17 protein-coding genes are annotated in these 20,394 nt (G+C 37.1%); 3 read left to right on the plus strand and 14 right to left on the minus strand.

Annotated elements, in window-relative coordinates:
- Window positions 1-8: 8 nt before the first annotated feature.
- From pnpS to ACK3CR_RS23425, 7 genes are all read right to left on the minus strand, one after another.
- Window positions 9-1,769, minus strand: coding sequence for a two-component system histidine kinase PnpS (gene pnpS, locus ACK3CR_RS23395; RefSeq protein WP_488976160.1), 1,761 nt, complete (start codon window positions 1,767-1,769; stop codon window positions 9-11).
- Window positions 1,762-2,481, minus strand: coding sequence for a response regulator transcription factor (locus ACK3CR_RS23400; protein WP_019391221.1), 720 nt, complete (start codon window positions 2,479-2,481; stop codon window positions 1,762-1,764). The genes pnpS and ACK3CR_RS23400 overlap by 8 nt, the downstream gene beginning before the upstream one ends.
- A 145-nt stretch (window positions 2,482-2,626) precedes the next feature.
- Window positions 2,627-3,097: a MaoC/PaaZ C-terminal domain-containing protein gene (locus ACK3CR_RS23405; protein ID WP_243517240.1), complete on the minus strand. Its 471-nt coding sequence runs from the start codon at window positions 3,095-3,097 to the stop codon at window positions 2,627-2,629.
- Window positions 3,098-3,183: 86 nt separating this feature from the next.
- Complete coding sequence (gene mdh / locus ACK3CR_RS23410) at window positions 3,184-4,122, minus strand: malate dehydrogenase (protein WP_019391219.1); 939 nt, start codon at window positions 4,120-4,122, stop codon at window positions 3,184-3,186.
- A 34-nt stretch (window positions 4,123-4,156) separates the two neighbouring features.
- Window positions 4,157-5,449 carry an NADP-dependent isocitrate dehydrogenase gene (gene icd / locus ACK3CR_RS23415; RefSeq protein WP_268586573.1) on the minus strand — a complete coding sequence of 431 codons (1,293 nt, stop codon included), beginning with the start codon at window positions 5,447-5,449 and terminating at the stop codon, window positions 4,157-4,159.
- A 75-nt stretch (window positions 5,450-5,524) separates the two neighbouring features.
- Window positions 5,525-6,640 carry a citrate synthase gene (gene citZ / locus ACK3CR_RS23420; protein WP_019391217.1) on the minus strand — a complete coding sequence of 372 codons (1,116 nt, stop codon included), beginning with the start codon at window positions 6,638-6,640 and terminating at the stop codon, window positions 5,525-5,527.
- Between the two features lie 333 nt (window positions 6,641-6,973).
- A complete protein-coding gene (locus tag ACK3CR_RS23425; RefSeq protein WP_113749567.1) occupies window positions 6,974-7,435 on the minus strand; it encodes a DUF441 domain-containing protein in 462 nt (153 codons plus the stop codon).
- 163 nt (window positions 7,436-7,598) lie between these two features.
- On the opposite strand from ACK3CR_RS23425, the gene ytvI reads away from it, so the two are divergent.
- The gene (ytvI, locus tag ACK3CR_RS23430) at window positions 7,599-8,720 is read left to right on the plus strand and encodes a sporulation integral membrane protein YtvI (protein ID WP_328122492.1); all 1,122 of its coding nucleotides are present in this window, start codon (window positions 7,599-7,601) and stop codon (window positions 8,718-8,720) included.
- A 59-nt stretch (window positions 8,721-8,779) separates the two neighbouring features.
- Here the strand turns inward: ytvI and ACK3CR_RS23435 are convergent, their stop codons facing one another.
- The 6 genes from ACK3CR_RS23435 to dnaE all read right to left on the minus strand — a co-directional run bounded on the left by ACK3CR_RS23435 (window position 8,780) and on the right by dnaE (window position 18,275).
- Window positions 8,780-9,172: an FxsA family protein gene (locus tag ACK3CR_RS23435; RefSeq protein WP_243517236.1), complete on the minus strand. Its 393-nt coding sequence runs from the start codon at window positions 9,170-9,172 to the stop codon at window positions 8,780-8,782.
- 121 nt (window positions 9,173-9,293) lie between these two features.
- Window positions 9,294-11,054, minus strand: a complete 1,761-nt coding sequence (pyk, locus tag ACK3CR_RS23440) for a pyruvate kinase (RefSeq protein ID WP_243517235.1) — start codon at window positions 11,052-11,054, stop codon at window positions 9,294-9,296.
- Between the two features lie 162 nt (window positions 11,055-11,216).
- The gene (gene accA, locus ACK3CR_RS23445; RefSeq protein WP_243517234.1) at window positions 11,217-12,194 is read right to left on the minus strand and encodes an acetyl-CoA carboxylase carboxyl transferase subunit alpha; all 978 of its coding nucleotides are present in this window, start codon (window positions 12,192-12,194) and stop codon (window positions 11,217-11,219) included.
- Window positions 12,185-13,051: an acetyl-CoA carboxylase, carboxyltransferase subunit beta gene (gene accD / locus ACK3CR_RS23450; RefSeq protein ID WP_488976161.1), complete on the minus strand. Its 867-nt coding sequence runs from the start codon at window positions 13,049-13,051 to the stop codon at window positions 12,185-12,187. Before accD ends, accA begins: the two co-directional genes overlap by 10 nt.
- Window positions 13,052-13,652: 601 nt before the next feature.
- A complete protein-coding gene (gene ystJ, locus ACK3CR_RS23455; protein WP_019391209.1) occupies window positions 13,653-14,882 on the minus strand; it encodes an NADP-dependent malic enzyme in 1,230 nt (409 codons plus the stop codon).
- Window positions 14,883-15,005: 123 nt separating this feature from the next.
- Window positions 15,006-18,275: a DNA polymerase III subunit alpha gene (dnaE, locus tag ACK3CR_RS23460; RefSeq protein ID WP_488976162.1), complete on the minus strand. Its 3,270-nt coding sequence runs from the start codon at window positions 18,273-18,275 to the stop codon at window positions 15,006-15,008.
- A 94-nt stretch (window positions 18,276-18,369) separates the two neighbouring features.
- On the opposite strand from dnaE, the gene ytrH reads away from it, so the two are divergent.
- Together ytrH and ytrI are read left to right on the plus strand one after the other, a co-directional pair.
- On the plus strand, window positions 18,370-18,705 hold the full coding sequence (ytrH, locus tag ACK3CR_RS23465; RefSeq protein WP_061802207.1) for a sporulation membrane protein YtrH: 336 nt from the start codon (window positions 18,370-18,372) through the stop codon (window positions 18,703-18,705).
- Window positions 18,675-19,226 carry a sporulation membrane protein YtrI gene (gene ytrI, locus ACK3CR_RS23470; protein WP_243517232.1) on the plus strand — a complete coding sequence of 184 codons (552 nt, stop codon included), beginning with the start codon at window positions 18,675-18,677 and terminating at the stop codon, window positions 19,224-19,226. Before ytrH ends, ytrI begins: the two co-directional genes overlap by 31 nt.
- 48 nt (window positions 19,227-19,274) lie before the next feature.
- Here the strand turns inward: ytrI and ACK3CR_RS23475 are convergent, their stop codons facing one another.
- The gene (locus ACK3CR_RS23475) at window positions 19,275-20,210 is read right to left on the minus strand and encodes a DHH family phosphoesterase (RefSeq protein ID WP_488976163.1); all 936 of its coding nucleotides are present in this window, start codon (window positions 20,208-20,210) and stop codon (window positions 19,275-19,277) included.
- Window positions 20,211-20,394 lie beyond the last annotated feature (184 nt).

Raw genomic sequence — 20,394 nt, forward strand, 5'->3', positions numbered from 1 at the left:
CAAGGTGGTTATTTTCCTTGTTTCTTTTTAAGGTTCACTTTAAAAGTTGTGCCTTCTCCAACAGCACTTTCCACATCAATTTGTCCATGATGTGCTTCAATTAAGTGTTTTACAATAGCAAGTCCAAGACCTGTTCCACCTGAATTTCGGCTTCTTGCTCTGTCTACCCGGTAAAATCGTTCAAAAATACGGGGGATTTCTTCTTCTGATACACCAATCCCAGTATCTTCCACCAACACTTTAACATCCTGGCGACCATCCATCATCTTTAACGTAACTTTTCCACCACTTGGCGTATACGTAATTGCATTATTAATAAGGTTAATAAAGATTTGCTTTAAACGTTCACTATCTGCTTCAATAAACATTTCTTCTTTTTCATGATAAAAAGCAAGCTCAATCCCTTTTGTTTTTGCTTTTTCTTTTAAAATCATGATAATTTCTTCAATCACTTCTACTAGATTAACTTCTGCAATCGTAAGTTTGTAACCTTGCTGCTCAATTTTAGATAGATCGAGCAAGTCTTGAATAAGGCTTTGCATCCGTTGACCTTCTTTGTGAATGATTTTTAGAAATTGATTTCTAATCTCCTCATCATTCCCTGCACCTTCGAGTAGGGTCTCACTAAACCCTGTAATAGACGTAATTGGCGTTTTTAGCTCATGTGATACATTCGCTACAAAGTCTTTTCTCATTTGTTCTAGTTTCTTCAACTCTGTAACATCATGAAAAACAAGGATAATGCCTTTCCATTCATCATTCAGCCCGATAATAGGTGATCCATATACTTCAAAATGACGACGTTCAATATTAATCGGAATCACAATACTTTTTCGGACTCGAAGCTCTGTCATAAAAATCTCTTCGACAATCGCTGCAATTTCGCGGTGTGAAAAAGCCTCGTAATACAGCTGATAAAGATAATCTGTTGGATTAATCTTAAATGTATCTTTATATGAGCGATTAATAAGATTAATATAGCCTTTTTCATCAATCAAAATAAGACCGCTATCCATATTTTCAATAAGCGTCCTTAATCTATCTTGCTGCACTTCTTGTGAAGCAATAAGCTCCTGTAAATTCCGTGCTAAAATGTTAATTGCTTGACTTAACATTCCCGTTTCATCAACATAGTCTTCATATGTACGAGCTTTATAGTTCCCACGTGCAAGCTCCATCGCAACTTTTGTTGCGGATTCAATTGGTTTTGTATATTGATTCATAATTTTAACCCCTAAAAGTAAGATAACAACAAGGGCCATTCCTAAACTACCAATCAAAACTCCCCAAATTTGTGTATTAATTTTGTCTAACGAATCTATAGAAGCGCTTAATACGACGCTGCCTACCTTTTGATCATTTTGAACGATTGGTGCACCGTAATAATAAACTTCAGAGTTACCACCTTCACGTACAACCCCATCTTGCTCATTAATACGTTTTTTCACAAAGTCCTGTAAATCTTTATCTGTTACAGGAAGATTTGCTCCATTTGAATCTAATAAAATCTTCCCCTTATCAGAGAAAACGGTAGCTCTCGCTCTTAAAATTTTGCTTATTGAATCAAGTTCATCATGAAGGTCTTTTGAACCTAGCCCTTTTTCAGAGACGATAATTTCAACAAGGCTTACTTCTTTTTCTAATCGATCGTGAAAGTTTTGGACATAAAAGCTTTTGAAAAGCTGGCCAAGCAAAAGACCTAGTCCAATAAGCACGATAATAATTAGAGTAAGCAAAGCAAATAGGAGACGAGAGCGAAATCTATTCATCCGATTTAGGCTCCTCTAGCTTGTATCCTAATCCTCGAATTGTTTTAATATAAACAGGTTTTCTTGAGTTACGCTCAATTTTTTCTCGTAGATGACTAATATGAACATCCACAATTCTTGTATCTCCCGCAAAATCGTAATTCCATACAGCGCTTAATAACTGATCACGAGTTAATACTCGTCCTTTATGTTTCGCTAAATATAATAGAAGTTCAAATTCTTTTGGAGTAAGTTCAATGCGGTTTCCTTCAAAATAAGCCTCATAGTGCTCTGGTAAAATTCGAAGTGATCCAATAAAAACTTCATCACCAAGTCCAGATGTTTCCTCACTTTGCTGTGGGGCAAACTGTGTTCTTCTTAATATGGCCTTCACACGAGCTACAACTTCTCGTGGGCTAAACGGTTTTGTCATATAGTCGTCTGCACCAAGTTCAAGACCTAGTACTTTATCAAACTCATCATCTTTAGCTGTTAGCATTAAGATGGGAACCATCACTTTTTGTTGACGAAGCTTTTTACATACTTCAATCCCATCCATCTTTGGAAGCATTAAATCTAGTACAATTAAATCAAGCTCCTGGCTGTTTGCTAACTCTAGCCCTTCTTCCCCATCCATAGCTGTTAAAACTTCAAAGCCTGCTTGCTGTAAGTTATACTGTAATAACGTTACGATAGATTGTTCATCATCCACTACTAATAGCTTTTTACCCATATGCGCCTCCGCTCACGTTAAACTTTTAACAAGTTTTTTTCCATTCATTATAATCATACAATGAATTTTTAAACTTCTCAAAGGGAAAAAGACCATTTTCCAATTTATTTATAGCTGCTATTGGAAATGGTCTAAGGAATCGCTTCTAGAAGTTCTGAAATACGTATTCGTCTAACTCTTTTGGCCGATATGGAGTGCGTACTAGAATTTCTCCTTTTATAACACTGCGATTATCTTTATTTGCTACTACGCCTATTTTAATGGTTTCGGAATCTTGGTTTAATTCTAGGATTTTAAGCGAAATTTCGATCGTTTCATAATGGTAAACAGGATGTATAAATTGAAGAGATTGACTTAAAATTTGGCTCCCTGGTCCTGGAAAGTGTTTGGATATTGTAGAAGTAATCATACCTGAGAGCATAATAGAGGGAACAATTGGTTTTTTCACAGGAGTTTGCGCTGTATAATCATGTTGAATATATAATGGGTTAGCATCGTCTGTTAATCCTAAATATAAAAGTAGCTCTCTATCCTCCATCTTTTCCTCTTTTAAAAATGTTTCACCAACAGAAAGCTCTTCTATAAACCTGCCAAGTTTTACTCTTTTCCCTAACACATGAACGCCTCCTTAAAATGAAATCGCTTACATTAATATTTAAAAAGAAAGGCTCGGAGATATTCCTCCGAACCTTTCTTTTTTTATTATACAAGTACGCTCATTACTTTTTTAACAGATTCTGCAGATTGATCAAGTTGAGCACGTTCAGGATCTGTTAACTCTAATTCAATAACTTGTTCAATTCCATTTCCACCTAGCACGGTCGGAACGCCAAGGTAAATTCCTTGGTATCCATATTCACCTTCAAGGTATGCAATGGAAGGTAAGATACGGCGCTGATCTTTCACGATTGCTTCCGTCATTTCTACTAATGAAGCTGCTGGTGCGTAATAAGCACTTCCGTTTCCTAATAAACCAACAATTTCACCGCCGCCTTTTCTTGTACGCTCTACAATAGCGTCTAGGCGCTCTTTCGGAATAAGTGTTTCAAGTGGAATTCCGCCTGCATAAGAGTAGCGCACAAGCGGTACCATATCGTCTCCATGTCCACCAAGAACGAAACCTGTTACATCTTTAACAGATACGTTTAACTCTTGCGCAACAAACGTACGGAAACGTCCAGTGTCAAGCACCCCTGATTGACCAATAACACGGTTCTTCGGGAAACCAGATTCTTTATACACTGTGTATGTCATCGCATCAACAGGATTTGTTAATACAATAATATGACAATCTGGCGAATACTTTACAATTTCTTGCGTTACACTTTTCATTACTTTTTGGTTTGTTGTAACAAGATCATCGCGGCTCATTCCTGGCTTACGAGCGATACCTGCTGTAATGATGACAACATCAGAATTTGCCGTATCTTCGTAGTTAGACGTGCCAACAATGTTTGAATCAAACCCTTCAATTGGACTAGCCTCAAGCATGTCCAATGCTTTCCCTTTTGTTGGTCCCTCTGCATTTGGAATATCGACAAGAACAACATCACCAAGCTCTTTTTGTCCTAAAAGAAATGCTGTTGTTGCTCCAGTAAAGCCTGCACCAATAACGGAGATTTTCTTACGTCTCATTGTCATCACAATTCCTCCTCTTTTTTCTTACTTTCTAACGTTATACTGTTACTTCTTCTTCCATATTTTGAATTAGCTTATCGCCAAACTCAGAGCATTTCACTTCTGTTGCTCCGTCCATTAAACGAGCAAAGTCATATGTTACGACTTTAGAAGCAATTGTTTTATCCATTGCGCTCATTACAAGATCTGCTGCTTCTTTCCATCCTAAGTGTTCAAGCATTAGTACACCTGAAAGAATAACAGAAGATGGATTTACTTTATCAAGACCAGCGTATTTCGGAGCTGTACCGTGTGTTGCTTCGAAAATAGCATGTCCAGTTTCATAGTTGATGTTTGCTCCTGGAGCAATTCCAATTCCACCAACTTGTGCTGCAAGAGCATCTGAAATATAGTCGCCATTTAAGTTCATTGTTGCAACAACATCGAACTCACTTGGACGTGTTAAGATTTGTTGTAAGAAGATATCAGCAATAGAATCTTTCACGATGATTTTTCCAGCTTCAACAGCCTCATCTTGTGCTTTATTTGCTGCTTCTTTACCTTCTGTTTCAACAAGGCGATCATACTGAGCCCATGTGAATACTTTATCACCAAACTCTTGTTCAGCTAACTCATAGCCCCAATTTTTAAATGCGCCTTCTGTAAATTTCATAATGTTCCCTTTATGTACAAGGGTTACAGATTTACGTCCTTCACTAATTGCGTAGTTGATTGCACCACGTACAAGACGTTTTGTCCCCTCTTCTGATACAGGCTTAATTCCAATACCAGATGTTTCTGGGAAGCGAATTTTATTTACTCCCATTTCATTTTGAAGGAAGTCAATAAGCTTTTTCACTTCTTCTGAACCTTTTTCATATTCAATACCAGCATAAATATCTTCTGTATTTTCACGGAAGATAACCATGTCTGTGTCTTCAGGACGTTTAACAGGAGATGGAACACCTGTAAAGTAGCGAACAGGACGTAAGCAAACAAATAAGTCTAACTCTTGACGAAGAGCAACGTTTAAAGAACGAATTCCTCCGCCAACAGGAGTTGTTAAAGGCCCTTTAATTGCAATCATATATTCACGTACAGCATCTAATGTTTCAGCAGGAAGCCATTCGCCTGTTGCATTGTAAGCTTTTTCTCCAGCTAAAACTTCCTTCCAAACGATGCCACGCTCTCCATTATACGCTTTTTGAACAGCTGCTTCTAGTACTCTTGATGCTGCCGCCCAAATATCAGGACCGATTCCATCTCCTTCGATATATGGAATGATTGGTTTATTAGGTACTTGTAATACTCCGTTGTTAACTTGAATTTTTTCTCCTTGTGTCATGGAAATAACCTCCCTAGTATTGTGTAAAAAAAAATGGTGCTGTGCTCAAGAAATCAAGTCCTGAGCACAAGATCGATTTAGTTAACGATCTTCAATAGAAACATATGCCTGTTTATCAGGTCCTATATATTCAGCGCGCGGACGAATTAAACGATTGTTTGAATACTGCTCTAGAATATGAGCAATCCATCCTGAAACGCGACTGACTGCGAAAATTGGTGTAAATAAATCATGATCTATCTTTAAAGAATGGTAGACAGATGCAGAATAAAAATCTACGTTCGGCGGTAAGTCTTTTTGACTTGTAACAAGATCTTCTATTTTCAATGACATCTCATACCATTTCTTTTCTCCCGTTACATCTGCAAGCTTTCTAGACATTTCTCTTAAATGTTTAGCGCGCGGATCTCCCTCTCGATAAACACGGTGACCAAATCCCATAATCTTCTCTTTTCCATCCAGTTTAGCTTGAATGTAAGAATCGACTCTGTCCACATCACCAATATCAGAGAGCATCTTCATTACAGCTTCGTTTGCTCCTCCATGAAGAGGTCCTTTTAAAGCGCCAATTGCAGCTGTTAAACCAGAATACATATCAGATAGTGTTGCAACACATACACGGCCTGTAAATGTCGAAGCATTCAATTCATGGTCAGCATGAAGAACAAGTGCTTTATTAAAAGCTTCAACAGCAATATCACTTGGCTCTTCTCCATTTAACATATAAAGAAAGTTCTTCGCTAGTCCGTACTCTTTTTTCGGAGCAATTGGATCAAGCCCTTTTCTTATACGTGCAAACGTCGTAACGATTGTTGGAAGCTGTGCCTGTAAGCGAATAGCTTTGCGATAGTTCGCTTCTTCTTCAACACTGTCTGCTTCCTCATCATACAAACCTAACAATGATACAGCTGTTCTTAGTGCTGCCATCGGATGTACTTTCTCAACTGGATATGTTGAGAAGTGATCTACAACTTCTTTTGGAAGCTCTGCATTTTCAGATAGCAGTCTAGTAAACTCTGATAATTCACCTTCATTAGGAAGCTTACCATGCCAAAGTAGATAAACTACCTCTTCAAATGTAGCATAGCTTGTTAAATCATCAATATTGTATCCTCGATACGTTAGCATATCGTCAATAATTGAACTTACAGCTGATGTTGTAGCTACGACTCCTTCTAAACCTCGAGTTGCTGTCATATTCTCCTCTCCTTCTATAAAAAATTTCCCCTTTTTCTCCTGCGGTATGAATTTTTCCTTTTTATTCGCAGCACAGTGACTTTTTGAACAGAAAAAGGTTAATTCTCCGCTTGAGATCGTACATTTAAGCTTACCTTGAGCAAGCATTCACAAAGAAAATGCTTTCATTTTCTCGTGCACTAAAAATAGCTAGCCCTGTTTTAAGCTAGTCATTTTTGTGCCCGCTAAAAAGGTAGGTTAAATGATGTTCACCTATCATTATAAACAATTATCAGACTTTTGTGAATGATAAGTATCAATAAATTTTAAATTTTTATTATAACAAGAAAATATTCACTGAAACATTTCAACGATTTTCATACAAATATAGGCAATTCCAGCTCCAATAAGTGGCCCAACGGCAACTCCTTGAAAAAGGGCAACAGCCAAAATTGTTCCAATTACAAGAGCAGCTGTGATTTGAGGATCATTTTGAAGGAGCGTTAACCCATGTTTTGCAATAAGCGCAACGGCGATTCCAGCTCCTAGAGCAATCCAAGCATAGGAAGACTTCACAGCGTCTCCAAGCTGTTTGAACCCAATTTCTCCTGTAGCAATTGGGATAAGGACTGCGATTGTTATAATTGTCACTCCTAAATTAATTCCTTTAGTTTGTAGGTAAGGAAACAGCTTGCTATCAAGGCCAATCAGTTTTATAACAAGTAAAAAAGCAACAGCAAAAATAAGCGATTGGTTCTTAGCGATGACTGCAATTCCAAGGAAAACAAGTAAAAATAATGTTGCTTGTGAGAACACGTCCTCATCACCTTTCTTGATTTTTCAAAGTAAATATTTTCTATTTCAGAAAAGTATTTTTTTGCACATTCCAATGTAAAAAATTTAAAAATCCAGCTGTAAACTTCTAAAATTCATCATGCATATGTAAGATATAATAACTGGACATGCTAGGAGGAAAAAAATGAATTCACACTATGTTTCCATATTTGGTCGAATTCTACTCGTTGTCTCCCTCACCATTCTTTCCTTTTGGTTCCTATATCATTTATCACACTTGATTTACCCTTTTATCATTGCTTTTATCCTTTCTCTAATGATTAATCCCTTTGTAAACCTATTGGAGAATCGGCTGAGATTTCCACGTTCTTTAGCAATATTAACGACTCTTCTTCTGCTTTTTTGTTCAGTAGCAGGTATATTAGTGCTTCTTTTTACTGAAATTGTAGCAGGAGCTGAGTATTTAGCAAAATCAGTACCTCAAAACTTTACTCATCTTGTTTTATACATCGAGCAGTTTCTAGGAGAGCAAATTATCCCACTTTATAATAAATTATCTTCTTTTTTCAACAGTCTAGAAAACGAGCAGCAAATTGCAATGATGACGAACATCCAAAATGTTGGAGAAACTCTGTCTGAAACAGTCGGAACTTTCATCCAACGTTTCTTACAAAGTATTCCGATTGTTTTTACATGGCTGCCAAATGCAGCTACGTTTTTCATCTTTTCCCTCCTTGCTACTTTTTTTATTAGTAAAGATTTAAACAAGCTCAAAGGAAAAATAAATAAAGTTTTCCCACCTAAAGTGAAAAAAAGCCTACGTACAATCATCATTGAATTAAAGTTTGCGCTAACAGGATTCCTAAAAGCACAGCTTACGCTTATTTCGATTACAACTATTATTGTTCTTATAGGATTATTGATTTTACGAATTGATTATGCCATTACTATCGCTCTTATCGTTGGTTTTGTTGATTTACTTCCTTACTTAGGAACAGGAGTCATTCTTGTACCATGGGCCCTTTATAGCTTTTTAAGTGGAAATAACGCACTCGGAATAGGCTTGCTTGTACTTTATGTAGTCGTTGCTGTCCAAAGGCAAATCATGGAACCAAAAGTTCTTTCATCAAGTATTGGAATTGATCCACTTGCAACCTTAATAGCTGTTTTTATCGGTTTTCAACTTTTTGGCTTTTTTGGTCTGATTATTGGTCCCACTTCTCTTGTTCTCTTTAACACAATACACAAAGTTGGAGTTTTTCATCATCTCTTAGCATTTATTTTAGATAACAAAAAGAAAATTTGACGTCTAAAACAACAGAGAGCTTCTACAAGTAGAAGCTCTTTTGTTTGTAAGATATTTATTTAAAAACGACGCATCATGACAAATCCTTTATTTCGGAAAATAGTGCCAAGATAGCGTGAAATTATTGGCTTAAGAAGGTTTCTTGTAAAAGGAAGCAGGAATATAAGACCTGTTATATCTGTAATAAATCCAGGAATGATAAGCAATATTCCAGCAAGGAGTACACATAAACCATCCATAATTTCTTCTCCAGGAACATAACCATGTTCCATTTGATAACGAGCTTTTTGTAATACAAGAAGACCTTGTTTTTTTGAAAAATAAGCTCCTGCTATGCTTGTAGCTACTATCAATAAAAGGGTAGGAAAAAAGCCAATCGCACTTCCTATATAAATCATGGCTGCAATTTCAAGCAATACTAAAACTAAAAAGAACGGAAAAATTTTTTTCATGACCTTTCCTCCACTCACAATAGATTTGAGGACTATCTCTATTATAAGAGTTATGGCTGAAAAGATAAAGAAAACGGCTATAAAGAAAAGTCGATGCATAAACATCGACTCTACTTTCCTTTTATAGCACGCTTGCATATCCTTTATAAATAACGCCGCCGTTCCCATCAACGGTTACATCTTGACCATCTTTAAAGAGCTCTGTTGCATTTTCAATTCCTACAATGACAGGAATACCTAGACTTAAACCAACAACAGCTCCATGACTTGTTAAGCCACCTTCTTCTGTAATAATAGCTGATGCTTTTTCTAATGAATCCATCATATCTCGATCTGTCCCAATTGTAACAACAATACTTCCTTCAGTTATTTTTCCTTGTAGTTCTTTTGCGTTTTTAGCAACAACTACTTTTCCGAATGCTGATTTACGTCCAATACCTTGTCCTTTTGCAAGCAGTTCTCCAACAACCTGCACTTTCATAAGGTTTGTTGTTCCAGATTTCCCAACAGGAACACCTGCTGTAATTACAACAACATCTCCGTTTTCAATATTGTTTGATTTACGAGCAGCACGAACTGACATATCAAGCATTTCATCAATTGTGGCCACATTCTCGCCAAGTACAGGATGAACTCCCCAAACGAGTGCAAGCTTTCTTAAAACTTTTTCATCTGTTGTAACCCCAATAATCTGAGCTTGAGGACGATACTTTGAAATCATCTTCGCTGTATAACCACTTTCAGTTGGAGCTAATATTGCATTAACATTTAAGTTTAAAGACGTATGCACAACAGATTGACCAATAGCATCTGTTACAGTAGCTCCAACTTGTTGACTTCGTTTTTTTAGAAGCTCTTGATAATTTAGAGCTTTTTCTACTCTTGTTGCAATAGCATTCATCGTTTGCACAGATTCAACAGGATAATGACCTGCTGCTGTTTCACCAGAAAGCATAATTGCGTCTGTTCCATCAAAAATAGCGTTTGCTACATCACTTGCCTCCGCTCGCGTGGGGCGAGGATTTCTTTGCATTGAATCAAGCATTTGTGTTGCCGTAATAACAGGTTTTCCTAATTCGTTGCATTTTTTTATTAGCCTTTTTTGGACAAGAGGAACAGTCTCGGCAGGAATTTCAACACCTAAATCTCCACGCGCGACCATGAGGCCGTCTGATACAGCTAATATCTCATCAATATTATCTACCCCTTCTTGATTTTCAATCTTCGGGATAATTTGAATATGCTCCCCGCCGTTCTCTTCTAAAAGCTGGCGGATTTCCAGTACATCTGAAGCTCTACGAACAAAAGAAGCTGCAATAAAATCAACCTCTTGCTCGATGCCAAACTTAATATCTTTTGCATCTTTCTCAGTCATACCAGGGAGGTTTACGCTCACTCCTGGTACATTAACGCCTTTTTTATTTTTTAAAATCCCTGGATTGCGGACCTTTGTGCGGATTTCTTCATGTTTTTTGTTGACATCAATTACTTCAAGTTCAATTAATCCATCATCTAATAAAATGGTTGACCCTTTCTCAACGTCATTAATTAACCCTTTGTATGTAATTGAGAACTTTTGTGGAGTTCCGACAACTTCATTCATTGATACAATAACTTCATCATCTTTTGAAAGCGAAATCTCACCGTTTTCTACCGTATGTGTTCGAATCTCAGGCCCCTTTGTATCCAAAAGAATCGCTACGGTTTTACCACTTTCACGACTAACCTCACGAATGGTTTTTACACGAGCTCCATGCTCTTCAAAATCTCCATGCGAGAAATTTAAACGTGCAACGTTCATACCCGCTTGTACTAACTTTTCAAGCATTTCTTTACTTTCACTAGCTGGACCAATTGTACAAACAATTTTTGTTTTTCTCATGATTTAGATCCTCCCACTATTTGCTTGTTACTCCACTTCTCTATTATGCTACAATTAAGGCATTTTCGAAACCCTCTGTTCTTTGTCTTTACGGAGAATTAATAGTCATTCTTCATTTATAGAAAAAAGATGCCTTTTTTAGAGGCATCTTTTTTCTGCTATCTATTTTGTAACTTTTTGTTTTTGTTCTTCTAGGAATTCGCCAATTTCGCGATATTTTTCATAGCGCTGGTTAACAAGCTCTTCTTTTGAAAGTTTTCTTAAAGATAAAAGAGATGATTTAATTGTCGCGTCAATAAACTGTGCCTGTTTTACAACATCGCGATGAGCTCCACCGCGAATTTCTTCAATTACATCATCAATAACCCCTAATTCTTTCAAATCTGGAGCCGTGATTTTCATTGTTTCAGCTGCTTTTTTAGCAAGCGTCGAATCTTTCCAAAGAAGCGCTGCTGCTCCCTCTGGAGAAATGACAGAATAAGTGGAATTCTCAAGCATATGAAGATGATTGCTAAGACCTAAACCAATAGCACCACCACTTCCACCTTCTCCAATAACAACAGAAATAATCGGAACCGTAAATCCAGCCATTTCCATTAAATTTTTGGCAATTGCTTCACTTTGTCCACGTTCTTCAGCTGCTTTTCCTGGATAAGCTCCTTTTGTATCGACAAAAGTAATAATCGGACGGTTAAACTTCTCCGCTTGCTTCATAAGACGAAGAGCTTTTCTATATCCTTCAGGATGTGGCATCCCGAAGTTACGACGAAGATTTTCTTTTGTATCTTTTCCACGCTGATGGCCGATAACTGTAACAGGAAGACCATGGAATTTAGCGATACCGCCAATAATAGCTTCATCTTCACCAAAAAGACGATCGCCATGACACTCAAAAAAGTTCGTAAACAACTGCTCAATATAGTCTAATGTTGTAGGGCGTTCAGCATGTCTAGCAATCTGCACACGGTCCCATGGAGCGAGATGGTCATAAATTTCATGTTCCACACGCTTCAAGCGTTCTTCAAGCTTGCTTACTTCTCCAGATAAGTCAACGTCAGAGCTCTTAGCAAAGTTTTTAAGCTCTTGAATTTTATTACGAAGCTCCACGACAGGGCGTTCGAATTCAAGCTCTACTGCCATTCTTCTCCACCTCCTGACTTATGCATATCAAGAATATTTCCAAGCGTTTCTTTCATATCATGCCTTTTAATGACTGCATCAAGCTGACCATGTTTTAATAAAAATTCAGCTGTTTGAAAGTCCTCTGGAAGTTCTTCACGAATCGTTTGTTCAATAATTCGACGTCCAGCAAATCCAATAAGTGCACCAGGCTCAGCAAAATTGTAGTCACCAAGCGAAGCAAAACTTGCAGAAACTCCTCCTGTTGTTGGATGCGTCATTACTGAAATAAACAGCTCTCCTGCTTCACTAAGACGGTTTAAAGCAACACTTGTTTTAGCCATCTGCATAAGGCTTAATACACCCTCTTGCATACGAGCACCGCCAGAAGCTGTGAAAATCAAAAACGGCACGCGTTTTTCTACTGCTTTTTCTACCGCGCGCGTAATTTTTTCCCCAACTACAGATCCCATACTTCCCATTCTAAAATGAGAATCCATTACCGCTATAACAACAGCTACACCATTGATCGTTCCTTCACCCGTTACAATTGCTTCATTCATTCCTGTTTTCTGTTGATCTTGTTGGATTTTTTCAAGGTAAGACGGAAAGTCTAACGGATTTGCAGACGTCATACCTTTGTCATATTCAACAAAACTTTCTTCATCAAGCAAACTTGAAATACGTTCATATCCTGTCATTTGATGATGATATCCACAGTTTAAACAAACTTTTAAATTCTTTTTCAATTCTTTTGTATACATGATTTTTTTACATTTCTTACACTTTGTCATAATTCCTTCTGGTACTTCTTGTCTTATATGTTCTGAAGGAATTGAAGCATATTTTTTCTTTTTAACAAACCAGTCTCTTAACAAAGTTTGCCCTCCCTTACATTTCATTAGTGTCATTGGAGTGAAAAGGCAAGCGTAAAATGCCTAAGAAGATCACACTTGTACATATCTGCTTACGTTCAAGGTGCTTGTATTTTAGAATTAGAATAGCGGAACTTTCTAAAAGATGCTGTCAGTTTGTGACGCATGTCCTTCGACATTTTCACTTAAAATAAGCATTTATACAGTGTGAACGAAAGGTAAAAAGTGCTTCACCCATTCTATTATACAGGACTAAAGGATGAGGAGCTCCCTACTAGACGAACAAATGATAAGTTATTCCATAATAAGAATAATATAGTTATTATTACATACTTAAAAATGTTGACACATCTGCTCGAATAATAAGTCATGTTTGCTTAAAAAGCAAGGAGATTTTTGTAAAAGTTGCTTTTTCATCGCTCGAAAAGCTTTCTTTTCAAACTTCTTGTAAGCACTTAAAACGCGAGGGAAAATTCGGAAAATCGAGTTTAAAGACCAGAAGTATGCATTTCTTACGATGCCTCATTCTTCTTTCATTGGAAGAGCGCCTTTTTTAGTAGGCGCTCTTTCAATGAATATAAAAATAGAAAGCAGGAAAACAATTTTACTCAATGATTGTTAACTTACGCGTTTTCTCCGCTACTTCTTCTGGATTCACTTCAATACGAGCTACCCCTGTTTCCATAGCTGCTTTTGCAACAGCAGCTGCCACAGCCGGAGCTACTTCTGGGTTAAATGGAGCTGGGATTACATAATCTGCATTTAACTCCTCTTCAGAAATTAAACCCGCAATAGCCTCAACAGCTGCCATTTTCATTTTTTCATTAATATGTGTAGCACGCACATCAAGTGCACCACGGAAAATCCCTGGGAATGCAAGCACGTTGTTAACTTGGTTCGGGAAGTCTGAACGTCCTGTTCCAATAACTCTGGCACCTGCTTCTTTTGCATCTTCAGGCATGATTTCTGGCGTTGGGTTTGCCATTGCAAAAATGATTGGATCTGTATTCATTGTTCGTACCATTTCTTTCGTAAGTGCACCTTCAACAGAAACACCAATGAATACGTCTGCTTCACGAATTACGTCAGCTAAATCTCCTTCAACTCTGTCACGGTTTGTATATGAAGCAACTTCTTTCTTCACATCGTTCATACCATATGAGCGACCTTCAAAAATTGCGCCTTTCGAATCACACATCACAATATCACGCACACCATAACGGTATAAAAGTTTGATAATAGCAATTCCAGCTGCACCTGCTCCATTTGCTACAACTTTGATTTCAGACATTGATTTGCCAACAAGTTTTAATGCATTTAGAAGACCTGCTACTGTTACAATTGCTGTTCCATGTTGATCATCATGAAACACAGGAATGTTTGTTTCTTTTTTCAAGCGTTCTTCAATCTCAAAGCAGTTAGGTGCTGCAATATCTTCTAAATTTACGCCGCCGAATGTCGGCTCAAGAAGTTTTACAGTTTCAACAATTTTATCTACATCCGTTGTATTTAAGCAAATTGGAAACGCATCCACTCCAGCGAAACTTTTGAACAATACAGCTTTTCCTTCCATAACTGGTAAAGATGCTTCTGGGCCAATATTCCCAAGTCCAAGTACCGCTGTTCCATCTGAAACTACTGCTACCATGTTGCCCTTCATTGTGTATTCATATACCTTATTAACATCATCATAGATGGCTTTACAAGGCTCTGCTACTCCTGGTGAATAAGCAAGACTTAAGTCTTTCGCATTTTTTACGGGAATTTTTGCTTTTGATTCTAATTTACCCTGATTCATACGGTGAATATGTAAAGCTTCCTCTTTCAATGACATAAAACTCTCTCCTTTGTCCAAAAACTACTCAATTGTATAGAATAGTTAATAAATTTGAAGTTTTCTAATGTAAGACATTAACTCTTTTACAATATACCAAATGGGGACAGAATGTAAAGCATATTACTCACGAAGAATCACGTTTCCATCCCCTAGTATTTTCTTTAAATATTGCAAGCATTCATTACTTGGATTTACATTAAAAGAAGGTGCTAAACGAATGGTTTTATCTTCAGCAGCATAGTAAATCATGACTGCTGTATCGCCTTTAAATCGCTTAAAAGTCTCTTCTAACTCTATGAAAACTTCTTCTTGCTTTTGCTGTGAATCTACTCTTAAATAGAGCGCTTTTAAAAAGCTTCGTTTCATATCCTCAAGTGAAATAACCTCATTAATAAGCAACTGAAACTTATGGTTTCGCTCCTCTATTTTTCCAACTATTAATATTTTACCATCAATACTTAATTTTTCTTGAAACTTTCTAAACGCATTTGGAAATACAATTCCTTCTATTTCTCCTGTTTCATCCTGCAAGTTCAGAAAAGCCATTCTCTCTCCACGTTTTGTAAGGATTTCTCGTCGTTCTGTTACAAGAGCTCCTACTTTTACGTTTCCTCTTTTTTGCTGTCCTAAAGTGAAAAGAGGGTGTACCCCTTCTTTTTGAAGGAAGGGTCTATAAGAAGACAAAGGATGACTAGATAAGTAAAGTCCAAGTGCTTGCTTTTCGTAACCAAGCTTTTCTTCCTCTGTTAAAGGCTCTGCTTTTGCATACTTTGGTTCAAACCCAAAATCCTCCATAAGACTTGCATGTTCGAAAGCAACGTCAATGGATTTAATCAATGTTGCTCTATCTTCCCCAAACTCATCAAATCCTCCCGCATAAATAAGAGAAATGAGACCATTCCGCCCAACAGCTTGTTCTGAAATTCGCATGCAAAAATCAAATAAGCTAGCGAACCTTTTCTCTTTTCTTTTTTCAATAATTTCGCGAAGAGCTGTTTGCCCAATATATTTGATTGGTGCTAAACTGTAGCGGATAGCACTTTCTCCTTCCACAGTAAATGGGTAAATACTTTTATTAATGGAAGGAGGCAGAATTTCAAGGCCTTTTAATTTTGCTTCATGAACATATTGTTTAACTCTTTCCTCATTTCCAATTGCACTCGTTAGCAAAGCAGCTGTAAAGTGAGCTTTGTAGTGCGCTTTAAAGTAAGCAAGATAATAGGCTATAAGGCTATATGCGACAGCATGACTTCTATTAAACCCGTAATTTGCAAACTGCACAATTAATCCATAGAGATTTGAAGCAACTTCTGTGCTATACCCTTTTTGCAAACATCCTTTGATAAAGTGCTGACGTTCTTCTTCAAGTACACTTCGGTTCTTTTTACTTACTGCTCGTCTTAACAAGTCAGCTTCACCAAGCGTAAAACCTGCCAATCGTGAGGCAATTTGCATAATTTGCTCTTGATAAACGATAACTCCATATGTTTTTTCTAAAATTGGTTTTAAATCTTCATGGAAATAGTGAATTTCTTCTTTTCCATGTTTCCTTTTTATATAATGAGGAATCTGCTCCATTGGTCCTGGCCGATATAAAGCATTAACAGCGACTAAATCTTCGAACTCACTTGGTTTTAACGTTTTTAATACCTCTGTAATACCTGACGATTCAAATTGAAAGATTCCCGCTGTATCTCCATTGCTTAGTAGACGAAAAGCTTCTGAATCATTTAAAGGAATGGTTTGAAGCGTTAGTGTTCTGTTGAACTTTTGAACAGATTTCAAGATTCTTTCTAAGATCGTTAAGTTCCTCAGTCCAAGAAAATCAATTTTCAATAGTCCTGCGGCAGCTGTTTCATTCATGGCGTATTGTGTTAAAGGTACGTCTCCATGTCCTTCCTGTAGCGGTACGTAATGTGTTAATGGCTGCTCGCTAATTACAATGCCTGCTGCATGAATTGAAGAGTGACGAGGCAAGCCTTCAACTAGAAGAGCTACTGAAAATACGGTCTGCAAAAGAGCGGAAGATTGAAGAATGGAGCGAAACTCTTCTGATGTGTTGTACACTTCTTTTAACGTTACTCCTTGCTTAGCAGGAATAAGTTTTGACAATTTGTTCATTTCCGCTCCGTCTACTCCAAATACTTTTGCGATATCACGCAAAGCTGCTTTTGCTGCTAATGTTCCGAACGTAATAATTTGGGCAACATGCTCTTTTCCATATCTTTTCATAACGTACTGGATCACTTCATCACGGCGATGATCCGGAAAATCAATATCAATATCAGGCATGCTTATTCGCTCTGGATTTAAAAAGCGTTCAAATAATAAATCATATTGAATAGGATCAACAGTTGTAATATCAAGAGCATAAGCAACAAGTGATCCTGCAGCAGATCCCCTTCCAGGACCTGTTATAATTCCTTTTTGATGAGCAAAATGCATAAAATCTGCAACTATTAAAAAGTAATCGCTAAAGCTCATTTTCTCAATGATATGAAGCTCATACTGAAGGCGACGTTGATAACGTGTATCTTCAGAAAGCCCCTTTTGCTCCATCCCTCTCTCACAAAGCTTTTTTAAAAGAACATGAGCACTTTTCCCTTCTTCTACAGGATATTTTGGTAGAAAAGAAGAACCAAGATTCAACGAGACGCTGCAGTTGTTTGCAATGTGTACGGTTTCTTCTAATAGAGAAGGAAAGTTCGCAAAAACTTCTTTCATTTCTTCTTCTTTTTTTAAATAACGTTCCTGTTCATAGATTTCAATTTCTTCTCTTTTAACACCTTTTCTCACCGCTTCTAAACACTGATAAGCAAGCTGATGCTCTTTCTCTAAATAACGAACATCGTTCGTACCTACCGCTTTCATTCCACAAGAGCGAAACATATTTATCGTTTCCTCTGAAACGTCTTTCTCTGTTACAGCTATGTAGAAATTGTGGCGGAATAGTGAGGAGAATGGCAATAGCAAGTTTTTTACGTGTTCTTCACTAAAGAACGTCCCTTGAAGTTGTGAATAAGGGAGCAGCGCAAACAGATGCTCACTGTACGCCGTCAACGTTTCAAGCGATACTCCTTCTTTCTCATTAATTTGGACAGCTGTCGCAAGTTTTAAGAGATGTTGATATCCCTGGTTATTTCTAGCAAGCAAAATAAGATCATAGATGTTTTCTTCCACTTGTACTGTAAGTGTTATTCCTAGAATTGGCTTAATACCTTCTTTTTTGCATTCTTTATAAAAAGGAAGAATAGCGTGCATGACATTGTGGTCTGTTAAAGCAATTGCCTTTTGGCCATCTTCCTTTGCTTTTTGAACAAGTTCTTTTATTTTCACTGTACTCTGAAGCAAAGTATATCCACTTTTTACTTGCAAGTGAACAAATGACATTGCATTTCACCTTCCTTTGTAACATAACGTTTTCTTTTCCTCTTTCATACATGCCTCCTTCACACATATACATATAGAAAAGGAGGAGAAAGAGATGAAAGATACATTTGTAACCCTTTTTATTACGAGTTATTTTATTGCACTTGGTGTTATTATTGGCGGCTCTTTTATCGGCTCTTTTGGTGCCTTTTTAATGGGCAAGCCCCCTTTAACATATATGAACACTCTTTCCGACAACTTAAAAATCTGGGCCCTTATTGCGGCTATTGGCGGAACTTTTGATACTTTTTTCAGCATTGAAAAAGGCTTTTTTCAAGGCGCAACAAAAGAAGCGTTCAAACAGATTCTTTATATTCTTTCTGCTCTAGGCGGTGCTCAAACAGGTGCACTTCTTATCAAATGGCTTATCCAGGACTATCTCTCATCATGAGAATTCCACCTTTACATGAACGTCCTTCTTTTCGCTTTCTACTTGTCGGAGCATTTTTCGGGGCATTAATTAGCTGGGGCGTGTTTCTGTTTATGTACGGAACACTGCAAGAAAGACAAACCATTACTATTATTAAACAAAAAAGAGAAATTGAACAACTTCAAGATCAACTGTCAATTTGGCAAAATGAACACGAAAGTGAGAAACCTGATGAAGAAAAACCAAAAACAAAAGAGCTCGTTATCCAAAATTTAGATGTTAAAATTATAAATAGCGATAACTTTAAACTTGGATACTATTCTACCTTTTTTATCGAAGAAGCTGTTAAAAAAGAATTAAACAACTTAATTTCTCAGCCTGTTGAAGAAGTTTATGAATCAAAAGAGCTTATAAAAAGAGTCATCGAAAACAGACAATATGAAATCGATAAAAAAATATACAAGATTGAAGTGCGCGAAATCCTTTTCCATCGGACTTTATCTGTTCAACTTAAAGTCACAGATGTAAAATCCTCCCTTTGAAAACTATGGAAAAGGTGATTTCCATTCAAAAGGAAACCACCTCTTTCTCTACTCTTGACATACTTTTCGTAAATCATTTAAGACGGACTGAACGTCACTCCACTGATAAATAGAAGCTCCTGAAGCAAGCGGATGACCACCGCCGTTATAATTACGGGCAACACCGTTAATAACCGGTCCCTTTGAACGCAAGCGAACTCGGATTAGACTTTCTTCTTCAACAAAGAAAACCCATGCTTTTACTCCATCAATGTTTCCAAGAAGGCCGACAAGCTGAGATGCTTCTGATGGAGTTGCATTATATTCTTGTAAAATATCCTTTGTAATTATAATATAAGCAATTCCTTCTTCTTCAAAGGTGAAATTGTTTAACACATAGCCTTGAAGACGTGCGACATTAAGCTTTGTTTTATACATGCCTTGATAAAGATCCGTGAATGAAAAATCAGCTTGAACAAGCTCACTTGCATATTGAAGCGTTCTTTGCGTTGTATTTGGAAAAAGGAAACGACCTGTATCTCCTACAATCCCTGCGTAAATAAGGCGTGCAGCTTCCTTTGTCATTGTAAGCCCGCTGTCTTTTAGCTCTATGTATAGTTCATAAATCATCTCACTTGTTGAACTTGCTGATGTTTCAACCCACAGTAAATCTCCATAAGGGTCTTCATTTGGATGATGATCTATTTTAATGATAAACTTACCGTTTTTATAGCGCTGATCAGATACACGCGCTTCATTTGCGGTATCACACACGATTACAAGAGCATCGTGATAAATAGCATCATCAACCTCGTCCATATTATAAAGAAACTCTAAAGAAGGATCACTAGCTCCTGTTACATAGATGTTTTTAGTTGGAAAAGAGGCCTTCAAAATTTCTGCTAATCCACACTGCGAACCATATGCATCAGGGTCTGGACGTACGTGTCGATGAATAATGATGGTCTCATATTTCATAATTTCCTGCAAGATTCTTTCTTTCATTTTCTCTCTCCTTGAAATATCTAAAATTAGACATTTAGAATTTATAGCTATGCTTTCGCTAAACGGTGCACTTTATTTACTGTATTGTGATCTATTTATATTACCTATTAAATCATACAATGGCTCTGTTTTAAATAAATGTCATCCGAGCTGTAGAAAAATTCCTTTTTACAAGCTAAAATAA

This window comes from Priestia sp. TRM10 (assembly GCF_057808375.1).